Origin of the sequence: Salinivibrio sp. ML198 (assembly GCF_001996015.1) — a bacterium.
Classification (GTDB): domain Bacteria; phylum Pseudomonadota; class Gammaproteobacteria; order Enterobacterales; family Vibrionaceae; genus Salinivibrio; species Salinivibrio siamensis.
In genome coordinates, this window is the sequence record NZ_MUEZ01000003.1 from 94,720 (window position 1) to 115,218 (window position 20,499).

Below are 20,499 nucleotides of genomic sequence, written 5' to 3' on the forward strand. Positions count from 1 at the left end.
CTCAAGCACTGGCTTCGCTAGCAATAATTTGCGCGAGTGAATAAGGATGAAACTTCACGCAAACACCATTTTGCTTAAACGCGATGGTTGGATTGGCCAACCGCTCTCCCGCAACCTGTGGCTCACTGTGTTTAACCGTTATCTCGCTCAGCTTTGCTGCGCGCGCGAGTAAGCCTGGAAACTGCACGTGTAACGCGTCTTCAAGCCCTGATAGGGTGGCATGGCGGCAAGGAACCACAAACTCCATATGTTCCCAGTTTTGAAAAGGATAGGTTTTGTGGTGAGGAAACGGCAATTCCACTAAATCAGTTTGCCAGACACCAAAGTGTAATGGGGTATCAAGCTGATAAATATGGATCGGCCGCTGGTTGACCATCGCCTGTGATATTAATTGCCCCTGTTCGCTTAGATGGCCGGCAAGCGATTGTGTTAACACGCTATCATTGGTACGGATCGCAACGTGATCAAGCGTTAACTGGGTACAATCAATCGCCAGCGTTTCCAGCAACTGATTGATTTTATCTGTAAAAGTTGCTTGATCTCGCATCAGGGATACCCAATTGCTGGCATCATGCATAGTGACCTCTCAAGGTTTTATAGTGCTCGTTGTCTTCCAGTCGCGAAAGATATCAAGGATGGCGTTGAATAACTATTGCCAATGCCTGCTGTTTTATGGGTATCATTAGGGCTAATCCGCGTCGATTGACGTCATGGTTCGCAACAATACAGCATCCCGCCAACACTGTGTTTGCACGCTTGGTTACGTGGCAGTGCAGTGTTGGCGGATTCTTGTATTAATAAGCTGGAAGCCCACATAACGGGTCGTTCATAATCAGCCCGGCTAGTAGTAAAGGTAAGCAAGTGAATATTCAAAGTCTTCTTAACGAAAAAGTGTCTGCCGCGATGGTTGCGGCGGGTGCGCCTGAGGGCACACCAGCGGCAGTGCGTCAGTCTGCGAAGCCACAATTTGGTGACTATCAAGCGAATGGAGTCATGGGAGCAGCCAAAAAGCTCGGCACGAACCCCCGTGAGTTTGCTCAACACGTTTTGGATGCGCTCGACCTCGGTGATATGGCGAGCAAAACAGAAATTGCCGGCCCAGGCTTTATCAATATCTTCCTTAACGATCAGTGGTTAGCCAAACAGGCAGATGCCGCCCTGTCGGACGCACGTTTAGGTGTCGATAAACAAGACACACAAAACATTGTGGTGGACTATTCAGCCCCTAACGTGGCAAAAGAAATGCACGTTGGCCACCTTCGCTCCACTATCATTGGTGACGCCGTTGTACGCACCCTAGAATTTTTAGGCCACAACGTGACCCGTGCCAATCATCTCGGTGATTGGGGGACACAGTTCGGTATGCTCATTGCCAACCTCGAGTTACATGAGTCACGCGGTGACGATGTCTCCATGGAACTGGGTGATATCGAAAACTTCTATCGTGAATCCAAAGCCCGCTACGACGAAGATGAAGCTTTCGCCGCCACAGCGCGCGACTACGTGGTTCGCCTGCAACGCGGTGACGCCTACTGCAAAGAAAAGTGGGAAAAGCTTGTCAAAGTAACGTTGGAGCAAAACCAACGTAACTATGATCGCCTGAATGTCTCATTGAGCAATAAAGATGTGATGGGCGAAAGTCTGTATAACGATATGCTGCCCGGTATTGTTGAAGACTTAAAAGCCAAAGGGATTGCCGTAGAAGATGATGGCGCACAAGTTGTCTTCCTTGACGAGTACAAAAACAAAGACGGCGAGCCAATGGGTGTGATCATCCAAAAACGTGATGGTGGCTATTTGTACACCACCACTGATATTGCTTGTGCCAAATATCGTTACGAGCAATTCAACGCTGACCGTGTGCTCTACTTTATTGACTCACGTCAGCACCAGCATCTCATGCAAGCTTGGACCATTGTGCGCAAAGCGGGCTATGTGCCGGATTCGGTCAGTCTTGAGCATCACGCGTTTGGCATGATGCTCGGCAAAGACGGTAAACCTTTCAAAACCCGCTCTGGGGGCACAGTCCGCCTCGCTGACTTACTCGATGAAGCAGAAACACGAGCCAAGGCACTGATCGCAGAGAAAAATCCAGATATGGATGCTGATACGCAGCGAGATATCTCAACCACGGTCGCGATGGCAGCCGTCAAGTATGCCGATCTGTCAAAGCATCGTACCACGGATTATATCTTCGACTGGGATCATATGCTGGCCTTCGAGGGCAACACCGCCCCCTATATGCAGTATGCCTATACCCGTGTGGCGTCAGTCTTTGCCAAGTCTGGGGTTGACCGTGATGCACTCGACGGTGAAATGCTCATTGAGCATGAGAAAGAAAAAGCGCTGGTCGCCAAACTGCTTCAGTTTGAAGAAGCGGTTAAATCAGTCGCGCGAGAGGGTCAGCCTCACTTAATGTGTAGCTACCTATTTGAACTGGCTGGTCTATTCTCAAGCTTCTACGAAGCATGCCCTATCCTGCTTTCTGAAGGGAATACGCGCCAAAGCCGCCTAAGAATGGCTGCATTGACGGCCAAAACCATCAAGCAAGGCCTAGATCTGTTGGGTATCAACACGCTTGAGCGCATGTAACAAGGTTAGATGATCCTTGTTGTGCGGATAAGCACAGAAGAAGGGCGCCCACTGGTTGCAAGTGGGCGCCTTTTTTATCCCTGACCAAAATGCTGATCCGTTTCGCTAAGCCACAATCGTTCCTCGGGAGTCGATAACCGTCCCATCACCGCATTGCGATGAGGAAATCGACCAAAGGTAGTAATAATGTCGTAGTGCTGGCGTGCGTAATCAAAGCATTGCTCGTACCAAGCTTTTGCCTCCCCACTCACTCGCTGACGCAGTTGATCAAACCGAAACAGTGCTTCTTCTTGGTCTGCTTCTTCTTCAGCATGCTCCAAGGGAAGATAGAAAAACACCCGTTGAAGCGGGGTCAAGACTTGGTCGTCACCTTTCGCAAGCCCTGCCTTACAGAGAGCCAATGCCAAGGCATCATACCGATATGCTGCCGCCAACCCGCGATATAAGTTTCGGGGGAATTGATCGAGCAGAATAATCAATGCCAAACGCCCCTCTGCGGTCTGGGCCCAGTCATTTAATGCGCCCGCGCCGGCCGCACTGACCCAAGATTGGAATCGCTCGCGAATCGCCTCATCAACGTCTGGACTACCGCCAAACCATCGTGCCTGCGAGGCGGACGAAGGAACCCACTCACTACGCTCGTCGCCAAACCAAAAAGCTAGGACGTCTTGATAATGCATGCCACCTCCTCTCGCGTTCGTCGACACATTTGGCTTCAACATTGTGTTAAGCGTACTTGGTGTTAAGCGTACTTGCTTTTTGTTTCTTATGAGGCGAATCCTCCTATTCGGTGAGGAGTTTGTGACCCAAAAGCAAGTTGTGATGTAAGCTATGTGCTCGCATTGCAATAAGGAGTCTGTATGTCCTTTGTTCTCCACTCACGATTAGCCGCCGATAGCGCTTATGTCGGTGATTTCTCACTTTGTCAGTTGCGCCTTGCGCATGCCGATATTGGTCCATGGCTCTTGCTGATCCCACGTAAGCAGGACATCGAAGAAATTCACCACCTTGACGATACTGAGCAGCACTCGCTGTGGCAAGAGTCGGCCATAGTGGCGCGCTGTCTTGAGCGTCTATTCTCCCCTGACAAGCTCAATATCGCCGCAATCGGCAACCTAGTTCCCCAGCTCCATCTCCACCATGTTGCTCGGTTTAAAACGGATCCGGTATGGCCAAATCCGATTTGGGGCCACCTACAAGTGGGGCATCGTCCTCACGAGCAAGCACAGCCCCTCATCCAACAGCTGAGGGAGACACTCGCCGCCAGTGGGTTAGTCGTCAATGGGTAAGTGCACTTCGTTATTTTCGTCAAAATCAGAAAAAAGGAAATAAAAGCAATAATTATCAATACCTTAACCTTAATCCTGTCAAGATGCGATTGGCGGTTTAGTCATAACGACTCAAGCGCAAATTACGGTATATTGATGCCGCTGGTTGAGACAATACACGCCTGACCAGCCCGTTTTTTACCAGGGCGGGCTCCCCGCCCTCGGCAGCAAGCGAAGGTGTCGTTGACACCCGTGGCATGGCTCCCCGGCTATGCCACGTTTTCTTTTACGCGCATTTCCCCCTGGGTTTCAGGTCAACAGCCCAACCTAATCACGTATATCTGCCACGGTCATATCGGTCGTCGTGCGTCGATACTGCGAAGGACTGACACCAAAGTAGCTTTTAAACCGTTGACTAAAGTAAGCCGGATCGCGATATCCGCACGCCTCAGCCACATCCGCAACCGAATACCCGTGCTGCAAGCGCGCAGCGGCATCACTCAGTCTTTTCTGCGTCACATAAGCGGTCACTGTCACACCAAAATACTGTCGACACTTACGTTGCAAATTACGCTCAGACATCGCTAACGCGCTTGCTACCTGAGCCATTGAAAAGTCAGGATCTTGGTACTTGGCCGCGATAACTTTCTCAAACTCGGCTGTCCATCGCTGATTGGCTTGGTCTGAAGCCAGCGCCAGTGATGAGGGCGATTCAAATCCGATAGGATATGTGACATCCGAGATTTCATCCAGCGGCCCGGAGATGGGCACGCTCGATGTCTCTATGTGCACCGCCGACAAGTGACGTTGTCTCAAGGCTAAGATGACAGCCGCAAGAACCAGGCTCACAAAGCAGGCCAGTACCATGCCATTGATAATGTGAGGCAACAGAGGAAGAGAGACAGAGATATCTAACACAGTATGGGAAGCACCATCACGCGGGATAGCAATACGTAATTGATAGTGCCCTCCCACCATATTGGCCAAAGAAATCGTATCACTGCCGGTCTGCTGCCAAGCGGCCAGTTTGTCAGCCATTGGCTGGCCAGCGTGCTGATAAGGCACGAGCTGGTAATGCACGCGTGTCACTTGTCGTTCTGGTGGCCAACTCCCCCACGCTAGATAGGCGGGGCTTTGCTCTAGTAATGTCACCGCTGTTTGCTGTCGAGGGCCAATACGCCAACGCTTGCGTTGCTGCCAAACCGCACCAATCACAACACTTGGCGGTTTACGCAGAGAAAACGCCAATTGGTCAGTATCTATCTGGTAGGTATAATCCCCTGCCAACAGAGTGAGTTGATGGGGTTGGGTCGCGTAGCAGGCCACTTTTTCTGCATCAGATGGGAGGCGAAATGTGCGCACGAACCCTCGTGGGGCAATGTGTACCAATGCTTGGTTACTGTACGCCCATACGCCGTCGCGGTTACCAGTGACACAGTGGAATCGCTCATCGGGTAGCGATAAATAAACCAATGACGCGGCGTCTGGGGCGCTAGGATCGTATTGATACACACCGCGCGCACTGGTGAGCCATAAACGACCTCGTTCATCGGTATACATATCCTGCACAGGCAGTCGGTCTTTCGCCAAGGGGACCGGCTTAAAATGACCGTCTCGATAACGGGTTAAGCCATTCTGGTCACGGATCCATACACTGCCGCGACCATCATCGTAAAAGCCTAACACCTCACCCGCGTGATGGGTCTGCCATCGCGTGCCATAACTGACCAATGTCTGTGTGTCCGGCCAGTAGCGCATCACCTGATCGTCAACCGATAACCAGATGGTGCCCTCGGCATCAGTATACAAATGCTCAGCGGGCAAGGTTGCCAACTGGTCGGGTATGACGATGCTTGCCCCTGTTTTCGTATTGATCCCTTTTGTACCTGACGGTGTTGACCACCAAAGGCGCTGACCGTCTCGGGTGGCACTGAGGTATTCACCACTTGGTGCATCCGAAGTCCATGGTACAGTGCGATACCCACTTAAATCGCGCCAACTGCCTCTCTCTAGCCCCCAAGGGTTACTCTGCGCCATAAAACCATGGGTAAGCACGCTGGGAAACGCACGGTGTTGATGAGTGATCCAACGCTGGCCCGGCGCACGATAACGTGCAGCCTGATCGGTTGAAAACCAGATCCCCCCTTCAAAATCTGCCCATAAAAAAGTGATGCTTTGGCCTGCTATGCCCTGAGAGCCTGGCTGCCAAACAGGCGTCGCGACACCGTCTAGGGAAAGTCGAAATAACCCGTTATGATTGGCGGCCCACAACCCGCCCGAGCCGACCGTCATTCTTTGGTAGCCTCCACGCGTATTCAACACGTGTTGTGCTTTTACTTGATCGCCCGATAATGCCAGTAGATAAACACGCTTTTCGGTACTGATCCATGCTCTGTCTTGTTTCGCCGTGATCGCTGTAATCGGCGTAGAAAAGCGTGTCAGTTGACGCACACCCGCGTCACTGAGTTGGTATAAGCTTGTCCCGACCGCAAACAATCGATGACCCGCAGTAAACCAAACACTATCAGCACGCCACGGACCCGTTCGCCACACGTGAAATGCCTTATCTTCCCGTTGATAGACGCTTATCTGGCCGCTTTGGATGTGCCATAGCGTATTATTGATCGTCGCCAGTCGTGGCGATTGGGGGGGACGAGGCCCATGATCAGCGCTTGTCTGTGCAACGGCATCGGGCAACGGGAAAGCGGTAAGCGTATTGGTACTTGGCTGGAAACGATAAACATGTTGCCTTCCTGCCATCCAAAGCGCCTGGTGAGCATAAGCAATGGTCAGGATCTTTTCATCAGGCAAGGTCAGGGCGTCGTTGAGTGGATGGCGCTGATGACCATCAAAAAAATGAATGCGTCCTTGGTTATCCAACAGCCACATACCACCAGATGACTGCACCGCCACATCGCGAACATCACCGAGGCCATTGAGACCGCCGTATGATTGAAACGATGTGAGCAAGGGATCATGCGCCTGCAAAGGTAGGCAAGGAAAGATGAGAGCCAGCCATAACAAACAGAGACATCGGCGTTTCATGTACGAGAAGAGAGACAGGTTGCAGGATTCAGTAGCGTAGTGTCCTGCGACCTGCCCCTAAATAAAACCCTGCAACCCTAAATGTGAGCTAGGCCTCACATAATTGATACCCATTACCCATTTAATCGCTGCGCCAACGCCTGATGTGCACGTTTAGCTTGACGCTGGAACCCATTACGCTCGCCATTAGGAACGGGGTGCGCCTCAGGCAGCGGTACCTTCATCGCGTTGACCGGGTGACCGTATTTGAGCAATTCAAAATGAAGATGAGGCCCCGTTGAGCGACCGGTATTACCACTTAATCCGATTCGTTGTCCCATCGACACATGATCGCCCGGCTTCACTAAAATCCGATGCAAATGTAAATATCGCGTTGAATACTCACGCCCGTGTTTAATCACCACGTAATTACCCGCTAGCGGGTGTTTACGCGCTTTAACGACAACACCATCACCGGCGGCCAATACTGAGGTACCCACTGGCGTCGCGAAGTCAGTGCCATTGTGCGGTGAAATACGCCCGGTGATCGGGTGTTTACGATGTGGGTTAAACGATGAGCTAATACGATAGCGCTTGGCAGTGGGGTAACGACGGAGCGCACGATCAAGGCTTTGCCCCTTCTGATCATAAAAGCGTCCATCATGATGACGATAGACAAAAATGTCTCGACTGCCCGATTTGTAGAGCATGGCCGTGACCTTACCCGATGACACGGGTTTATTGTCGATGAACTCTCTGTTTACTTGTACCGCAAACTGATCGCCGCGACGAGATTGACGTCCAAAGTCAAAACGCCACTGTAACGCCGAGACCAGATTTTGAATCTGATTAGGTGTGAGCCCAGCTTGGCGCGCCTGCTGATAAAAGCTACTGTTCACCCGTCCAATCAAGGTCACACTCTCAAACTCGCCTTTGGTTTCCAAGCGCTGATAGTCAACGGTACCTTGATCGAACTGGTAATAGTCGCGGTATTTAATCGATTGATAAACGGTGAACGTCAGCAATCGACCTTCCTCGTCAACTTGCCATTCCATTTTTTGTCCGCGGCGAATATCGCCGGCTTTATCGTTCACATCCAGCATTTGGTAGAGCTGACCGATAGCGAGACCATACTGTGAGAAGATCTCACCGAGTGTATCCCCTGCCGCGACGGTGTGGTGATGGACACGCGGCGCCTCAGATGTGATGTCTTGCTCGAGCGCATCTTCAGGCACACTCAAGGCAGGATCGTTTGCATCCATGCCTTGCTCAATCGGTTCACTGTGATCCACTGTCGCCGGCGCTTGGTGTTGGTTGACCGCCGGCAACGGTTGCCGTTCTTTGGGAGAAAAAGGATGGGGCTGCCACATGAGGGCAGCGCCAACCAAAAGAGATAATGAAGCCAGGGCCAGCTTGTGCTGGCGAGGAAGTCTGGCTGTCACAGCGAGCCAGTTAGTCAGTAGTTTCATGCTTTAAACAACGTGTGAAACGATTTCCTAAATCTTTTAAAAACACCTGATAGCTATCAGGCGCTACCGGAATTGATGTCGCCAATGGATCTAAGGCAAGTACATTGACGTCATTATGTCGTGTCACAGCATCAATCAGTGCGGGATTAAACTGCGGCTCAGTGAAGATACAGGTCGCATCATGATTAAGCAAACCTCGGCGAATCGTCACCAGGGTTTTCGCCCCAGGCTTTTGACTTGGATCAACCGTAAAATGTCCTGTTTTTTCGAGGCCAAAAGCATCCTCAAAGTAACCATAGGCATCATGGAAGACAAAATACCCTGACTGAATACGGGTGGCGAGGTCTTGCTGAATATCGGCAACGGTTTGATCGAGCTTATCATTGAAACGAGTCAGGTTGGCTTGGTATTGCTCTGCTTTACCGGGAGCGGCTTCAATCAATGCCTCTGTAATAGCTTGTGCCGCCACTCGAGTCGTTTTGGGTCCCAGCCAAAGGTGCGGGTCAATATTGTGCTCGCCATGATCGTGTCCATGATGATGATGGTGCCCGCCATCAAAATGGCGCAACGGCATATTCTCGACCTGTGTCAAGGTCAATACAGAAGGTTTATCCGCCAACAATTTAGAAAGAAAAAGCTCTAGCTCGGGTCCCACCCAAATCGTCACATCCGCTTGATTTAAACCGCGTATGTCCGATGGCTTTAGCGCATAGCTATGCGGTGACGCCCCCGGCGGCAACAACACATCGACGGTATCATCTTGTGTCACAAGTCCTGCCGCGATCAGCTGTAAAGGCTTAATCGATGTCATTACCGACGTGGCTTGCGCGGGCAATGCCAGTAGTAGTGCAATAAATACCCCAATAATACGCGCCATCATCTTTCCTCTCATTCTTATGTTTTCTCACTGGCTATAAATGTTATAATATAACAATTCCAATTCACAATGCTTTTTTCACTATGACTGACTCGCTAGTCTCGCTCGATGCGGTGACGGTGACCTTCAATGGCCGCCATGTGCTGGATAAGGTTTCGATGCAACTAAAGCGCGGGCAAATTACCACGCTAATTGGCCCCAATGGCGCCGGGAAATCGACGCTTGTCAAAGCACTGATCGGTTTAGTTAAGCCGAGCGCCGGCACAGTACAAATAGCCCGAGACGTAAAAATCGGTTACGTACCTCAGAAGTTGCAGTTAAATCAAACTCTGCCGCTAACGGTTGATCGGTTTATTCGTCTGGGAACACGCTATACCAATGCGCAGATTAGCCAGGCGCTACATACGGTCAATGCCGAGTCCTTGCAATATGCGAATATGCATACCCTCTCCGGCGGTGAAACGCAACGCGTCCTACTCGCCCGCGCCATTTTAAAGCACCCTGATGTGTTGGTGTTAGATGAGCCAGTGCAAGGGGTTGATGTCAGCGGTCAATTGGAGATGTATAGCCTGATCAGTCAATTACGTGATAGCCTTGGGTGCGCGGTACTCATGGTGTCGCATGACTTGCATTTAGTAATGGCTAAAACCGATGAAGTGATTTGTTTGCAGCATCATGTCTGCTGCTCCGGTGAGCCCGATGCCATTTCGCAGCACCCTTCTTATGTGGCGATGTTTGGTCGCCAAACCAGTGAGCAACTCGCGCTATATCACCACCACCATCATCATAAACATGATCTTGCAGGGCAACCTGTAAGCTGCGAACACCAAGAGCATCATCATGATTGAGTTCTTACTTGCCCCTATCATGGGCGGCTTATTGATCGCCGCCATTGCCGGCCCTTTGGGCTCATTTGTGGTCTGGCGACGTATGGCCTACTTTGGCGATACCCTCGCTCACGCCTCACTACTCGGTTTAGCGTTAGGCTTTCTGCTGCAAATCGACTTAAACCTCGCACTCGTGATCACCTGCTTACTCCTGGCGGTTTTATTGGTGGGACTACAGCGCCAACACCTGGTCTCGACTGATACCTTGCTCGGTATATTGGCTCACAGTGCCCTGTCATTGGGGTTAGTGTCAGTAAGCTTTTTGGACAACATGCGCGTCGATCTCATGGCCTATTTGTTTGGCGATTTGTTGGCGGTCTCTTTTGCCGATCTCACTTTACTCGCCATTGGCGCGTGCTTAACACTCGGGGTACTCGCGTATTTCTGGGAGCAGTTACTGTCGATGACAGTCAGCGAAGAGCTTGCCAAGGTAGAAGGTATTGCAGTAGAAAAGCTGCGGCTGTTATTGATGCTACTGATTGGTTTGGTCATTGCGTTGGCGATGAAATTTGTCGGGGCATTAATTATTACCTCTATGCTAATCATTCCCGCGGCAACGGCACGGCGCATCGCCTCAACACCAGAGCAAATGGCCTCGTTTGCTAGCCTCATTGGGATGGCTGCGGTGCTGCTAGGTATGGCAGGCTCTTGGTTTTATGATACGCCCGCTGGCCCATCTGTGGTGGTTGCAGCAGCCAGTGTCTTTATGTTGGCGCAGTTATTGCCGAATCGCTCGCACTAAGCCCTAACCACTTATTATGTTTTCTATATCAAAAAGCCGCTCATATGAGCGGCTTTTGTTTATGCGATTACTTTGTCTGGCTTACCAGCTGGTTTTCTCGCGCAATGCTTTACCAATATCAGCAAGACTTTTAACCGTCGTGACACCCGCTGCTTCAAGGGCAGCAAATTTATCGTCTGCGGTTCCTTTACCACCAGAAATAATTGCTCCCGCATGACCCATGCGCTTACCTGGAGGTGCTGTTACCCCGGCAATATATGCCACTACGGGCTTGGTCACATTGGCTTTGATGTAAGCCGCCGCTTCCTCTTCTGCAGTCCCGCCAATCTCACCGATCATCACGATCGCCTCGGTCGCCGGATCCTTTTCGAACATTTCTAAAATGTCGATAAAGTTTGAGCCTGGAATAGGGTCCCCACCAATACCAACACAGGTGGATTGGCCAAAGCCTTCATCAGTGGTTTGCTTAACGGCTTCATACGTCAGTGTGCCCGAGCGCGACACAATGCCCACTTTACCAGATTGATGAATGTGCCCCGGCATAATGCCGATTTTAGACTCATCCGGCGTGATCACACCTGGACAGTTAGGCCCAATCATACGCACGCCTGCTTGGTCCAGCTTCACTTTTACTTCCAGCATATCCAGTGTTGGGATACCTTCCGTAATACATACAATAAGCTCAATACCAGCATCGATCGCTTCTAGGATCGCGTCTTTACAGAAAGGGGCCGGAACATAAATAACTGATGCTGTCGCACCCGTCGCCTCGACCGCATCGGCCACCGTGTTGAACACAGGTAAACCTAGGTGAGTCGTACCGCCCTTACCGGGGGATACACCGCCGACCATTTGTGTTCCATACTCAATAGCTTGCTCTGAGTGGAAAGTACCTTGTCCACCTGTAAAACCTTGGCAGATCACTTTGGTATCTTTATTAATCAGCACTGACATTGTTATTTACCCTCCGCGGCAGCAACGACTTTTTGAGCGGCTTCGGTTAGCGATGTTGCCGCAATGATATTCAAACCACTATCGGCCAGTTTCTTGGCACCTACATCAGCATTATTTCCCTCGAGGCGAACCACCACTGGAACTTTAACGCCAACTTCTTCGACTGCGCCAATAATGCCATCTGCGATCAAGTCGCAGCGCACGATACCGCCGAAGATATTCACCAAGACAGCCTTTACGTTGCTGTCAGACAGAATGATTTTAAACGCTTCTGTTACACGCTCTTTGGTCGCGCCACCGCCAACGTCAAGGAAGTTAGCTGGGCTGCCACCGTGCAAATTAACAATGTCCATGGTGCCCATTGCTAGGCCCGCACCGTTAACCATGCAGCCAATATTGCCATCTAGCGCGACATAGTTGAGTTCCCATTGCGCGGCATGCGCTTCACGCTCGTCTTCTTGGCTGGGGTCGTGCATCGCGCGCACTTTGGGTTGGCGGTAGACAGCGTTGCTATCAATGGCCAATTTAGCATCCAAGCAGTGCAAGTTGCCTTGGTCAGTAATAACCAAAGGGTTAACCTCAACCAGTGCAACATCTTTATCCAAAAACAGCTGGCCGATACCCACAAAGATTTTGGTAAATTGCTTGATTTGCTCACCTTCTAGACCCAGTTTAAAGGCCAGTTGGCGACCTTGATAAGGCTGAGGGCCAACAAGGGGATCAATCGATGCTTTGTGGATAAGCTCAGGGGTTTCTTCCGCCACCTTCTCGATTTCGACACCGCCTTCAGTCGATGCCATGAAAACAACGCGGCGTGAACCACGGTCGACAACCGCACCCAGGTAAAGCTCTTTGGCGATATCGGTGCATGACTCCACCAAAATTTTGCTTACCGGCTGACCGTTTTCGTCGGTTTGAAAGGTCACCAAGTTTTTACCAAGCCATTGCTGAGCAAACTGACGGATCTCCTCTTTGGAGTTAGCCAGTTTTACCCCGCCTGCCTTGCCACGCCCACCAGCGTGAACCTGGCATTTAACGACCCATTTGTTTCCGCCAATTTTATCGGCTGCTTCAGCAGCTTCTTGTGGTGTGTCGCAAGCATAGCCCTCTGAAACTGGTAGACCATATTCAGCGAACAGCTGCTTTGACTGATATTCGTGCAGATTCATGATGTTCTATCCGTGTTAGTGTCCATTATTGTGTCTTTTTGCTTTCCAAATGAGGGGACCTCCGTCCCCTCTAAAATGGCTCCCCTCAAAAACAGGGGGTAGCGCGCCATTAAACGTCCAGAAGCAGACGTGTTGGGTCTTCTAGAAGTTCTTTGATGGTCACCAAGAAGCCTACCGATTCACGACCGTCAATCAGACGGTGATCATAAGAAAGCGCCAGGTACATCATCGGCAAGATTTCGACCTTGCCATCCACCGCCATTGGGCGGTCTTGGATCTTGTGCATGCCAAGAATGGCTGCTTGAGGGGGATTAATGATCGGCGTTGACATCAATGAGCCAAAGACACCGCCATTGGTGAGGGTGAAGTTGCCCCCTGTCAGTTCATCGACGGTGAGCTTGCCATCACGGCCTTTAATCGCCAAATCACGGATACCCTTTTCAATATCCGCAAAGCCCAGCTTGTCGCAATCGCGCAGCACAGGGGTAACCAGACCACGCGGTGTAGATACCGCCATGCTGACATCGAAGTAGTTGTGATAAACGATATCATCACCGTCGATGGATGCGTTGACTTCTGGGTAACGCTTCAAGGCCTCGACGACCGCTTTCACATAGAAAGACATAAAGCCGAGACGAATATCGTGACGCTCTTCAAAACTATCACGGTATTGCTTACGCAAGTCCATGATGGGCTTCATGTTCACTTCATTGAAGGTGGTCAGCATCGCGGTACTGTTTTTCGCTTCTAACAAGCGCTCAGCGACACGTTTACGCAAGCGCGTCATAGGAACACGCTTCTCACCGCGTTCAGCCACAGGTGGCACATCTTGGCTTTGTGCTTTTTGCTCACCCTGCTCAGGCTGACTCTTAAGGTGTGCTTCAACATCTTCTCGCGTAATGCGTCCACCCACACCTGTGCCTTTCACGGCGTCAGGAGAGAGGTCATGCTCAGCAAGCAGACGACGTACCGCAGGACTTAACGCGTCGTTCGTCTCTTCTTCTAGTGAGGCGGTGTGGCGCTTGTCAGGTGAAGACTCTGATTGTGCAGGAACGTCTTTGGTTGGCTCACCTGCGACGGCACCTTCTTTGATTTTAGCGATGGCCTGTTTCGCTAATACGGTTGACCCTTCATCTTCAATGATGGACTCCAACACCCCATCAGCAGGGGCAGGCACTTCCAGCACGACCTTATCTGTTTCAATATCAACCAGTACTTCGTCACGGGTTACCGAGTCACCTGGCTGTTTGTGCCATGTGGCAATGGTTGCGTCAGCCACAGATTCGGGTAAATCGGGAACCAGAATTTCGATTGTCATATCGTATTTATCCTTAATGTTCTAGTTCTTACTTTAGGGTCAGAGCGTCTTGAACTAACGCTTTTTGTTGTTTCTGGTGTACAGACATATAACCTACCGCAGGTGATGCGGATGCCGAGCGTCCGGCATAGGTCAATGTGGCATCTTGCGGTAAGGCAGCACGGAAGTTGTGCTGGCTGCTGTACCACGCCCCTTGGTTTTGTGGCTCTTCTTGGCACCAAACAAAGTCTTTCGCATTGCTATAAGGCGCAATCGCGTCTTTAACCGCGTCCAGAGGGAATGGATAAAGTTGCTCAATACGGACAATGGCAACGTCATCAATCTCTTGCTCTCGGCGTGCTTGTAGCAAATCATAATAGACTTTGCCCGAGCACATCACGACGCGTTTCACCTTGCTTGGCTCAAGATCGTCCATTTCACCAATCGCTGGTAGGAAATCACCCTCGGTTAAGTCTTCCAAGTTAGACACACACAGTGGGTGACGTAACAGCGACTTCGGTGACATAACGATCAAAGGACGACGCATTGGGCGCACCACTTGCCGGCGCAACATGTGATAAACCTGCGCGGGGCTTGATGGCACCACAACCTGCATATTTTGCTCAGCACACAGTTGCAGATAACGCTCTAAACGTGCTGACGAGTGCTCGGGGCCCTGCCCTTCATAGCCATGAGGAAGCAGCATGGTCAGGCCACACATGCGGCGCCATTTTTGTTCACCAGAGCTGATGAACTGATCAATCACCACTTGCGCACCATTGCCGAAGTCACCAAACTGTGCTTCCCACACGGTTAAACCGCCTGGCTCAGCGGTGGCGTAACCATACTCAAACGCCAGTACCGCTTCTTCCGATAACACGGAATCGAAGATCTCGAATGGTCCTTGTTTGTCATGGATATTTGCAAGTGGCAAATACGTGCTGCCATCTTCTTGGTTGTGGAGCACCGCATGACGGTGGAAGAAGGTGCCGCGACCTGAGTCTTGACCCGTAATGCGGATACGTTTGCCATCATCAACCAAAGTGGCATAAGCAAGGGTCTCAGCCATCCCCCAATCAACCATCTTTTCGCCTTCTACCATCGCTTTGCGATCTTTGTAGAGCTTGGCAACACGGCTGTGGAGTTTATGGCTATCCGGCAACTGGCAAATGCGATGACCCAGCTCTTTCAGACGCTTAGCATCGAACTTATTCGCCCACTCTACCGTCCAATCGTGGCCTAGATAGGGCGTCCAGTCGACAGAATGCAACACCATTGGGCGCCACTCTTTCACCACACACTCACCACTATCAAGAAGATCACGATACTCATTGATCATCTCAGTGGCTTTTTCGAGATTAGCGACCCCTTGTTGATCCAATATATCGGCGTACAACTTACGCGGAGTAGGATGCTTTTTGATCTTTTGGTACATCATCGGCTGAGTCGCGTTGGGCTCATCCGCTTCGTTGTGGCCATGGCGACGGTAACAGACTAAGTCAATCACCACATCACGCTTAAACTCGTTGCGAAAATCGAGCGCCAAGCGCGATACAAAAGCAACCGCCTCGGGATCATCTGCATTGACGTGGAAAATCGGCGCCTGCACCATCTTAGCGATGTCTGTACAGTATTGCGTCGAGCGTGAATCAGCCGGGTTCGACGTGGTAAACCCAATTTGGTTATTGACCACGATGCGCACGGTGCCGCCTACTTGGAAGCCTCGCGCTTGCGACATGTTGAAGGTCTCTTGTACCACCCCTTGCCCGGCGATAGAGGCATCACCGTGGATGGTGATAGGGAGAACACTCGAGCCGGTATTATCTTCCAGTCGGTCTTGGCGAGCACGCACTGATCCCATCACCACCGGGTTCACAATCTCAAGGTGTGAGGGGTTGAACGCCAACGCAAGGTGAACATCCCCCCCCGGTGTCGCGAAATCAGACGAGAAGCCTTGGTGATATTTCACATCCCCGGTTCCCCAACTCTCGTCTTGTTTACCCGCGAACTCATCAAAAAGCTCGGACGGTTTCTTACCTAATACGTTTACCAACACATTGAGGCGCCCACGGTGAGCCATTCCGACCACCACTTCTCGTGCGCCTTCGCTACCTGCGTGGCGAATCAGCTCTTTCAGCATCGGGATCAGCGAATCACCGCCTTCAAGAGAGAACCGCTTAGCGCCGGGGAATTTGGCACCAAGATAGCGTTCGAGGCCTTCAGCTGCGGTGAGCTCTTCTAAAAAGGTGAGCTTTTCTTCTTCGCTAAACTGCGGCTGTCCAACCACAGATTCCAGGCGACCTTGGATCCAGCGCTTTTCTTCGGTATCGGTAATGTGCATGTATTCTGCACCGATAGACCCACAATAGGTCTTCTCAAGCGCATCATACAGCTCGCCCAATTGCATATTGTCTTTACCAATCGCAAATGAGCCGACATTAAAGGTTTCGTTGAAATCCTGCTCATTGAGAGAGTGAAAAGCAGGTGACAGATCAGGTACAGGTTTACGTTTCCATAACCCGAGAGGGTCTAGGCTGGCCTGTTGGTGGCCGCGGAAACGAAAAGCATTAATCAGTTGAAGAACTTTGACTTGTTTCGCGTCTACATCTGGATCATTGACTGAAGCACTTGCACGCGATGTATCGGTAGCTAAGCGTCGAAAGTAATCACGAACACGAGAGTGAGGTTGTTCTACCGCGGTATCACTTACCACTGGCAGCTGGTCGAAAACCGCTCTCCATTCTTGATCAACTAACTCCGGGTCACTGAGGTACATTTCGTAGAGGTCTTCTACGTACGTTGCATTGGCGCCAGCCAAATGAGAAGACTCTAACCAAGCCTTCATCACGCCATTTTGCATTGTTATCCCTTAACCACTAGTTATTTATCCAAACACCGGTCTGAGGCCGGGTTACCTGTTATTAAGCCCCGTCCGAGGACGGGGCATTTTTTTCTACGTTATTGGTTCAGCGTTTTAAACGCCGCGCTGAATCAGCATAGACTTGATATGCCCAATTGCCTTGGTTGGGTTCAGTCCCTTTGGACATACACTGACACAGTTCATGATCCCGTGGCAACGGAAGACACTAAAAGCGTCGTCTAGATCAGATAACCGCTCTTCGGTCGCTGTGTCACGGCTATCCGCCAACCAACGGTAAGCGGCAAGCAAGCCCGCTGGACCAACAAACTTGTCAGGGTTCCACCAAAATGAAGGGCATGCGGTACTACAACATGCACACATAATGCACTCATACAAGCCATCAAGTTCCGCGCGATCTTCCGGCGCTTGCAAGTTCTCTCGCGACGGTGGCGTTTCATCATTCATCAGGTAGGGTTTGACACGCTCATAGTTCTCATAGAACTGCCCCATATCAATAATAAGATCACGCACCACCGGTAGACCGGGTAGCGGACGAATCACGATTTCGGACTTGTCCATCAGTGAGGACAGCGGCGTGATGCATGCCAGACCATTTTTACCGTTCATATTGACGCCGTCAGAGCCACAGACACCTTCACGGCACGAGCGACGGAAGGCCAAAGTAGGATCTTGCTCTTTAAGCTGGATGAGCGCATCTAGCAGCATCATGTCAGACCCTTCAGGCACATCCAGCGTGTAGTCTTTCATGTATGGCGCATTATCTACATCTGGGTTGTAGCGATAGATAGAAAACTTAACATTCATCGTTCTCGACCCCCTTAGTAACTGCGGACTTTCGGTGGGAAAGCCTCACGGTGCACTGGCGCCATATTGACGTCGCGCTTCGACATGGCTTCGGTTTCTGGGTTATAGATGGAGTGGCATAGCCAGTTTTCATCATCGCGGTCTTGATAGTCGAAACGCGCATGTGCGCCACGGCTTTCAGTACGATAATGGGCTGATACCGCCGTTGAGTACGCGGTTTCCATCAAATTCTCCAGCTCCAAACATTCGACACGCTGGGTGTTGAACTCGGTTGACGTATCATCAAGACGCGCCGACTTAAGGCGTTCGCGAATTTCCTTCAGCTCTTTCAGCCCTTTTTCCATCGCCTCGCCTTCTCGGAACACAGAGAAGTTTTCTTGCATACAAGCTTGCAAATCTTTGCGGATCTCAACCGGGTCTTCACCCTGCTGGGTGTTATTCCAACGATTAACCCGTGCCAGTGACGCCTCAATGTCTGACTCGCTCGCATCGCGCGCTTCTACTTGCGCGGCGAGTGTCTCGCCAAGGTGCAGGCCGGTCGCTCGGCCAAAGACAACCAAGTCGAGCAATGAGTTGCCGCCCAAGCGGTTGGCACCGTGAACAGACACGCTGGCAATCTCGCCACAGGCAAACAAACCTTGTACTTCAATGTCATTGCCGAGCGGGTCTTGCTTGATTGCTTGGCCAGACACTTGTGTTGGAATGCCCCCCATCATGTAGTGACAGGTTGGGATCACCGGAATCGGTTCTTTGATAGGATCGACGTGCGCAAAGGTACGCGACAAGTCAAGAATACCGGGGAGACGAGACTCGAGCACATCTTTGCCAAGGTGATCGAGCTTCAGTTTGAGGTGTGGGCCCCATGGGCCGTCACAGCCACGCCCTTCTCGAATCTCGATCATCATCGAACGCGCCACCACGTCACGCCCTGCCAAATCTTTCACATTGGGGGCGTAACGCTCCATAAAGCGTTCACCATCTTTATTGAGCAGATAACCGCCTTCACCACGACAACCTTCCGTCACCAATACACCCGCTCCAGCAATGCCTGTGGGGTGGAATTGCCACATTTCCATATCTTGCATTGGCACGCCTGCGCGCAGCGCCATACCAACACCGTCACCGGTATTGATATGCGCATTGGTGGTTGATTGATAGATACGACCAGCGCCACCTGTCGCCAACACGGTTGCTTTGGATTTGAAGTAGCAAATCTCCCCAGTTTCCATACACATGGCCGTGGCACCAACGATTACACCGTCTTGGTTTTTAACCAAATCAAGCGCATACCATTCAGAGAAGATCGTGGTCTTGTTTTTAATATTCTGTTGATACAAGGTGTGCAGCAGTGCGTGCCCGGTCCGGTCAGCAGCCGCTGCCGTTCTCGCTGCTTGCTCGCCACCAAACTCTTTGGACTGGCCACCAAACGGGCGTTGATAGATGGATCCGTTTTCGAAGCGAGAAAATGGCAGCCCCATTTTTTCAAGCTCAATCACAGATTGAGGGCCTGTCTTACACATGTACTCAATGGCATCTTGGTCGCCAATATAATCCGACCCTTTCACCGTGTCATACATGTGCCATTGCCAGTTGTCCTTGTGCGAGTTACCCAGTGCTACCGTAATCCCACCCTGCGCGGACACAGTGTGCGAACGAGTTGGAAACACTTTAGATAACAGTGCACAGGTTAGGCCCTGCTCTGATATTTGCAGTGCGGCGCGCATACCTGCGCCACCTGCGCCAATGACAATTGCGTCAAATTCGCGAACTGGAATACTCACTTACACACCCCACAATACAAAGAAACCGGCGAAAACATAGATCAGTAGCATGGCCACAACGCCCAGTTGCAACATGCCACGCAGCAAGGCTGGCTTGATATAATCAGTCAATACTTGCCACATTCCGATCCAGCCGTGAATCAGCACGGAGACCAGGGCTAACATGGTAAAGACTTTGGTACTGGTCTGGCCGAAAAACGCTGTCCATGAGGCATACGTAATCTCAGGACCAAAAACGGCAAAACCGACCATATAAAGTGTGTAAAGTGTGATGAGAATCGCAGTGGCGCGAATCAGCACATAGTCGTGCACACCATTGCGCCCGACCGATGAGATGTTTTTAGTTACCATACTAAAACCCCCGCCAACACAGACAACACGCCAGTGATAACAAATGCAACCTGCGCACTTTGCGCGCCAGACTCCAGCTCTTCAAAATAACCCATGTCTTGGATCAAATGACGGATCCCGCCAACAATGTGATACGCCAGCGCCGTCAAAATGCCCCAAAGGATCAGTTTGACGAAAAAGCTATCGACAATGGCAGCAGCGGATTGAAATCCATCAGGAGAAGAGAGAGACAGGCTAAGCAGCCATAGGAGGATGGCGATCGAGACAAAGGTGATGACACCTGCCACTCGATGCAATATAGACGCAATCGCTGTTATCGGGAAACGAATCGTCTGGAGGTCGAGGTTTACGGGTCTTGACTTTCTTTCTTTCACGATATTGCCCACTCAGCTCCATTGAGCAT

Annotated in this window: 17 protein-coding genes; 4 read left to right on the plus strand and 13 right to left on the minus strand. The window is 51.1% G+C overall.

Annotated elements, in window-relative coordinates; genetic code table 11:
• Position 1: 1 nt before the first annotated feature.
• Positions 2-547 (minus strand): VOC family protein, encoded by a 546-nt coding sequence (locus BZG25_RS02925; RefSeq protein WP_158010042.1) that lies wholly within the window; start codon positions 545-547, stop codon positions 2-4.
• 314 nt (positions 548-861) lie between these two features.
• Here BZG25_RS02925 and argS point away from each other — a divergent pair, with 314 nt between their 5' ends.
• Positions 862-2,592, plus strand: coding sequence for an arginine--tRNA ligase (gene argS, locus BZG25_RS02930; protein WP_046073544.1), 1,731 nt, complete (start codon positions 862-864; stop codon positions 2,590-2,592).
• A gap of 74 nt (positions 2,593-2,666) precedes the next feature.
• Here the strand turns inward: argS and BZG25_RS02935 are convergent, their stop codons facing one another.
• On the minus strand, positions 2,667-3,272 hold the full coding sequence (locus tag BZG25_RS02935) for a DUF924 family protein (protein ID WP_046073545.1): 606 nt from the start codon (positions 3,270-3,272) through the stop codon (positions 2,667-2,669).
• Between the two features lie 180 nt (positions 3,273-3,452).
• On the opposite strand from BZG25_RS02935, the gene BZG25_RS02940 reads away from it, so the two are divergent.
• The gene (locus BZG25_RS02940) at positions 3,453-3,881 is read left to right on the plus strand and encodes an HIT family protein (RefSeq protein ID WP_077579207.1); all 429 of its coding nucleotides are present in this window, start codon (positions 3,453-3,455) and stop codon (positions 3,879-3,881) included.
• Positions 3,882-4,187: 306 nt separating this feature from the next.
• Here the strand turns inward: BZG25_RS02940 and BZG25_RS02945 are convergent, their stop codons facing one another.
• The 3 genes from BZG25_RS02945 to znuA form a co-directional block, all read right to left on the minus strand.
• Complete coding sequence (locus tag BZG25_RS02945; protein ID WP_158010041.1) at positions 4,188-6,830, minus strand: AraC family transcriptional regulator; 2,643 nt, start codon at positions 6,828-6,830, stop codon at positions 4,188-4,190.
• A 188-nt stretch (positions 6,831-7,018) separates the two neighbouring features.
• Positions 7,019-8,353: a murein DD-endopeptidase MepM gene (gene mepM / locus BZG25_RS02950; protein WP_077579205.1), complete on the minus strand. Its 1,335-nt coding sequence runs from the start codon at positions 8,351-8,353 to the stop codon at positions 7,019-7,021.
• On the minus strand, positions 8,337-9,233 hold the full coding sequence (gene znuA / locus BZG25_RS02955; RefSeq protein ID WP_231637394.1) for a zinc ABC transporter substrate-binding protein ZnuA: 897 nt from the start codon (positions 9,231-9,233) through the stop codon (positions 8,337-8,339). Before znuA ends, mepM begins: the two co-directional genes overlap by 17 nt.
• Before the next feature lie 80 nt (positions 9,234-9,313).
• Here znuA and znuC point away from each other — a divergent pair, with 80 nt between their 5' ends.
• Positions 9,314-10,078, plus strand: coding sequence for a zinc ABC transporter ATP-binding protein ZnuC (gene znuC, locus BZG25_RS02960; RefSeq protein WP_077579204.1), 765 nt, complete (start codon positions 9,314-9,316; stop codon positions 10,076-10,078).
• Entirely contained in the window at positions 10,071-10,859 is a 789-nt protein-coding gene (gene znuB / locus BZG25_RS02965; RefSeq protein ID WP_077579203.1) for a zinc ABC transporter permease subunit ZnuB, read from the plus strand. The genes znuC and znuB overlap by 8 nt, the downstream gene beginning before the upstream one ends.
• Before the next feature lie 81 nt (positions 10,860-10,940).
• Here the strand turns inward: znuB and sucD are convergent, their stop codons facing one another.
• From sucD to sdhC, 8 genes are all read right to left on the minus strand, one after another.
• A complete protein-coding gene (sucD, locus tag BZG25_RS02970; protein ID WP_046073551.1) occupies positions 10,941-11,813 on the minus strand; it encodes a succinate--CoA ligase subunit alpha in 873 nt (290 codons plus the stop codon).
• 2 nt (positions 11,814-11,815) lie between these two features.
• Positions 11,816-12,982 carry an ADP-forming succinate--CoA ligase subunit beta gene (gene sucC / locus BZG25_RS02975; protein WP_046073552.1) on the minus strand — a complete coding sequence of 389 codons (1,167 nt, stop codon included), beginning with the start codon at positions 12,980-12,982 and terminating at the stop codon, positions 11,816-11,818.
• Positions 12,983-13,091: 109 nt separating this feature from the next.
• On the minus strand, positions 13,092-14,300 hold the full coding sequence (gene odhB / locus BZG25_RS02980) for a 2-oxoglutarate dehydrogenase complex dihydrolipoyllysine-residue succinyltransferase (protein ID WP_046073553.1): 1,209 nt from the start codon (positions 14,298-14,300) through the stop codon (positions 13,092-13,094).
• A 28-nt stretch (positions 14,301-14,328) separates the two neighbouring features.
• Positions 14,329-17,139 carry a 2-oxoglutarate dehydrogenase E1 component gene (gene sucA / locus BZG25_RS02985; protein ID WP_077579202.1) on the minus strand — a complete coding sequence of 937 codons (2,811 nt, stop codon included), beginning with the start codon at positions 17,137-17,139 and terminating at the stop codon, positions 14,329-14,331.
• Between the two features lie 114 nt (positions 17,140-17,253).
• Positions 17,254-17,964, minus strand: a complete 711-nt coding sequence (locus BZG25_RS02990) for a succinate dehydrogenase iron-sulfur subunit (protein ID WP_046073555.1) — start codon at positions 17,962-17,964, stop codon at positions 17,254-17,256.
• 14 nt (positions 17,965-17,978) lie between these two features.
• Positions 17,979-19,745: a succinate dehydrogenase flavoprotein subunit gene (gene sdhA, locus BZG25_RS02995; protein WP_046073556.1), complete on the minus strand. Its 1,767-nt coding sequence runs from the start codon at positions 19,743-19,745 to the stop codon at positions 17,979-17,981.
• Positions 19,746-20,096, minus strand: coding sequence for a succinate dehydrogenase, hydrophobic membrane anchor protein (gene sdhD, locus BZG25_RS03000; protein WP_046073557.1), 351 nt, complete (start codon positions 20,094-20,096; stop codon positions 19,746-19,748).
• Positions 20,090-20,482, minus strand: a complete 393-nt coding sequence (gene sdhC / locus BZG25_RS03005; RefSeq protein ID WP_046073558.1) for a succinate dehydrogenase cytochrome b556 subunit — start codon at positions 20,480-20,482, stop codon at positions 20,090-20,092. Before sdhC ends, sdhD begins: the two co-directional genes overlap by 7 nt.
• Positions 20,483-20,499 lie beyond the last annotated feature (17 nt).

Excerpts from the sequence above, each read along its gene's own strand:
- sucC (WP_046073552.1), bottom strand. The coding sequence starts at position 12,982 with ATGAATCTGCACGAATATCAGTCAAAGCAGCTGTTCGCTGAATATGGT.
- znuA (WP_231637394.1), bottom strand. The coding sequence starts at position 9,233 with ATGATGGCGCGTATTATTGGGGTATTTATTGCACTACTACTGGCATTG.
- odhB (WP_046073553.1), bottom strand. The coding sequence starts at position 14,300 with ATGACAATCGAAATTCTGGTTCCCGATTTACCCGAATCTGTGGCTGAC.
- mepM (WP_077579205.1), bottom strand. The coding sequence starts at position 8,353 with ATGAAACTACTGACTAACTGGCTCGCTGTGACAGCCAGACTTCCTCGC.
- BZG25_RS02990 (WP_046073555.1), bottom strand. The coding sequence starts at position 17,964 with ATGAATGTTAAGTTTTCTATCTATCGCTACAACCCAGATGTAGATAAT.
- BZG25_RS02940 (WP_077579207.1), top strand. The coding sequence starts at position 3,453 with ATGTCCTTTGTTCTCCACTCACGATTAGCCGCCGATAGCGCTTATGTC.
- BZG25_RS02925 (WP_158010042.1), bottom strand. The coding sequence starts at position 547 with ATGCGAGATCAAGCAACTTTTACAGATAAAATCAATCAGTTGCTGGAA.
- BZG25_RS02935 (WP_046073545.1), bottom strand. The coding sequence starts at position 3,272 with ATGCATTATCAAGACGTCCTAGCTTTTTGGTTTGGCGACGAGCGTAGT.
- znuB (WP_077579203.1), top strand. The coding sequence starts at position 10,071 with ATGATTGAGTTCTTACTTGCCCCTATCATGGGCGGCTTATTGATCGCC.
- znuC (WP_077579204.1), top strand. The coding sequence starts at position 9,314 with ATGACTGACTCGCTAGTCTCGCTCGATGCGGTGACGGTGACCTTCAAT.
- sucD (WP_046073551.1), bottom strand. The coding sequence starts at position 11,813 with ATGTCAGTGCTGATTAATAAAGATACCAAAGTGATCTGCCAAGGTTTT.
- sdhD (WP_046073557.1), bottom strand. The coding sequence starts at position 20,096 with ATGGTAACTAAAAACATCTCATCGGTCGGGCGCAATGGTGTGCACGAC.
- sucA (WP_077579202.1), bottom strand. The coding sequence starts at position 17,139 with ATGCAAAATGGCGTGATGAAGGCTTGGTTAGAGTCTTCTCATTTGGCT.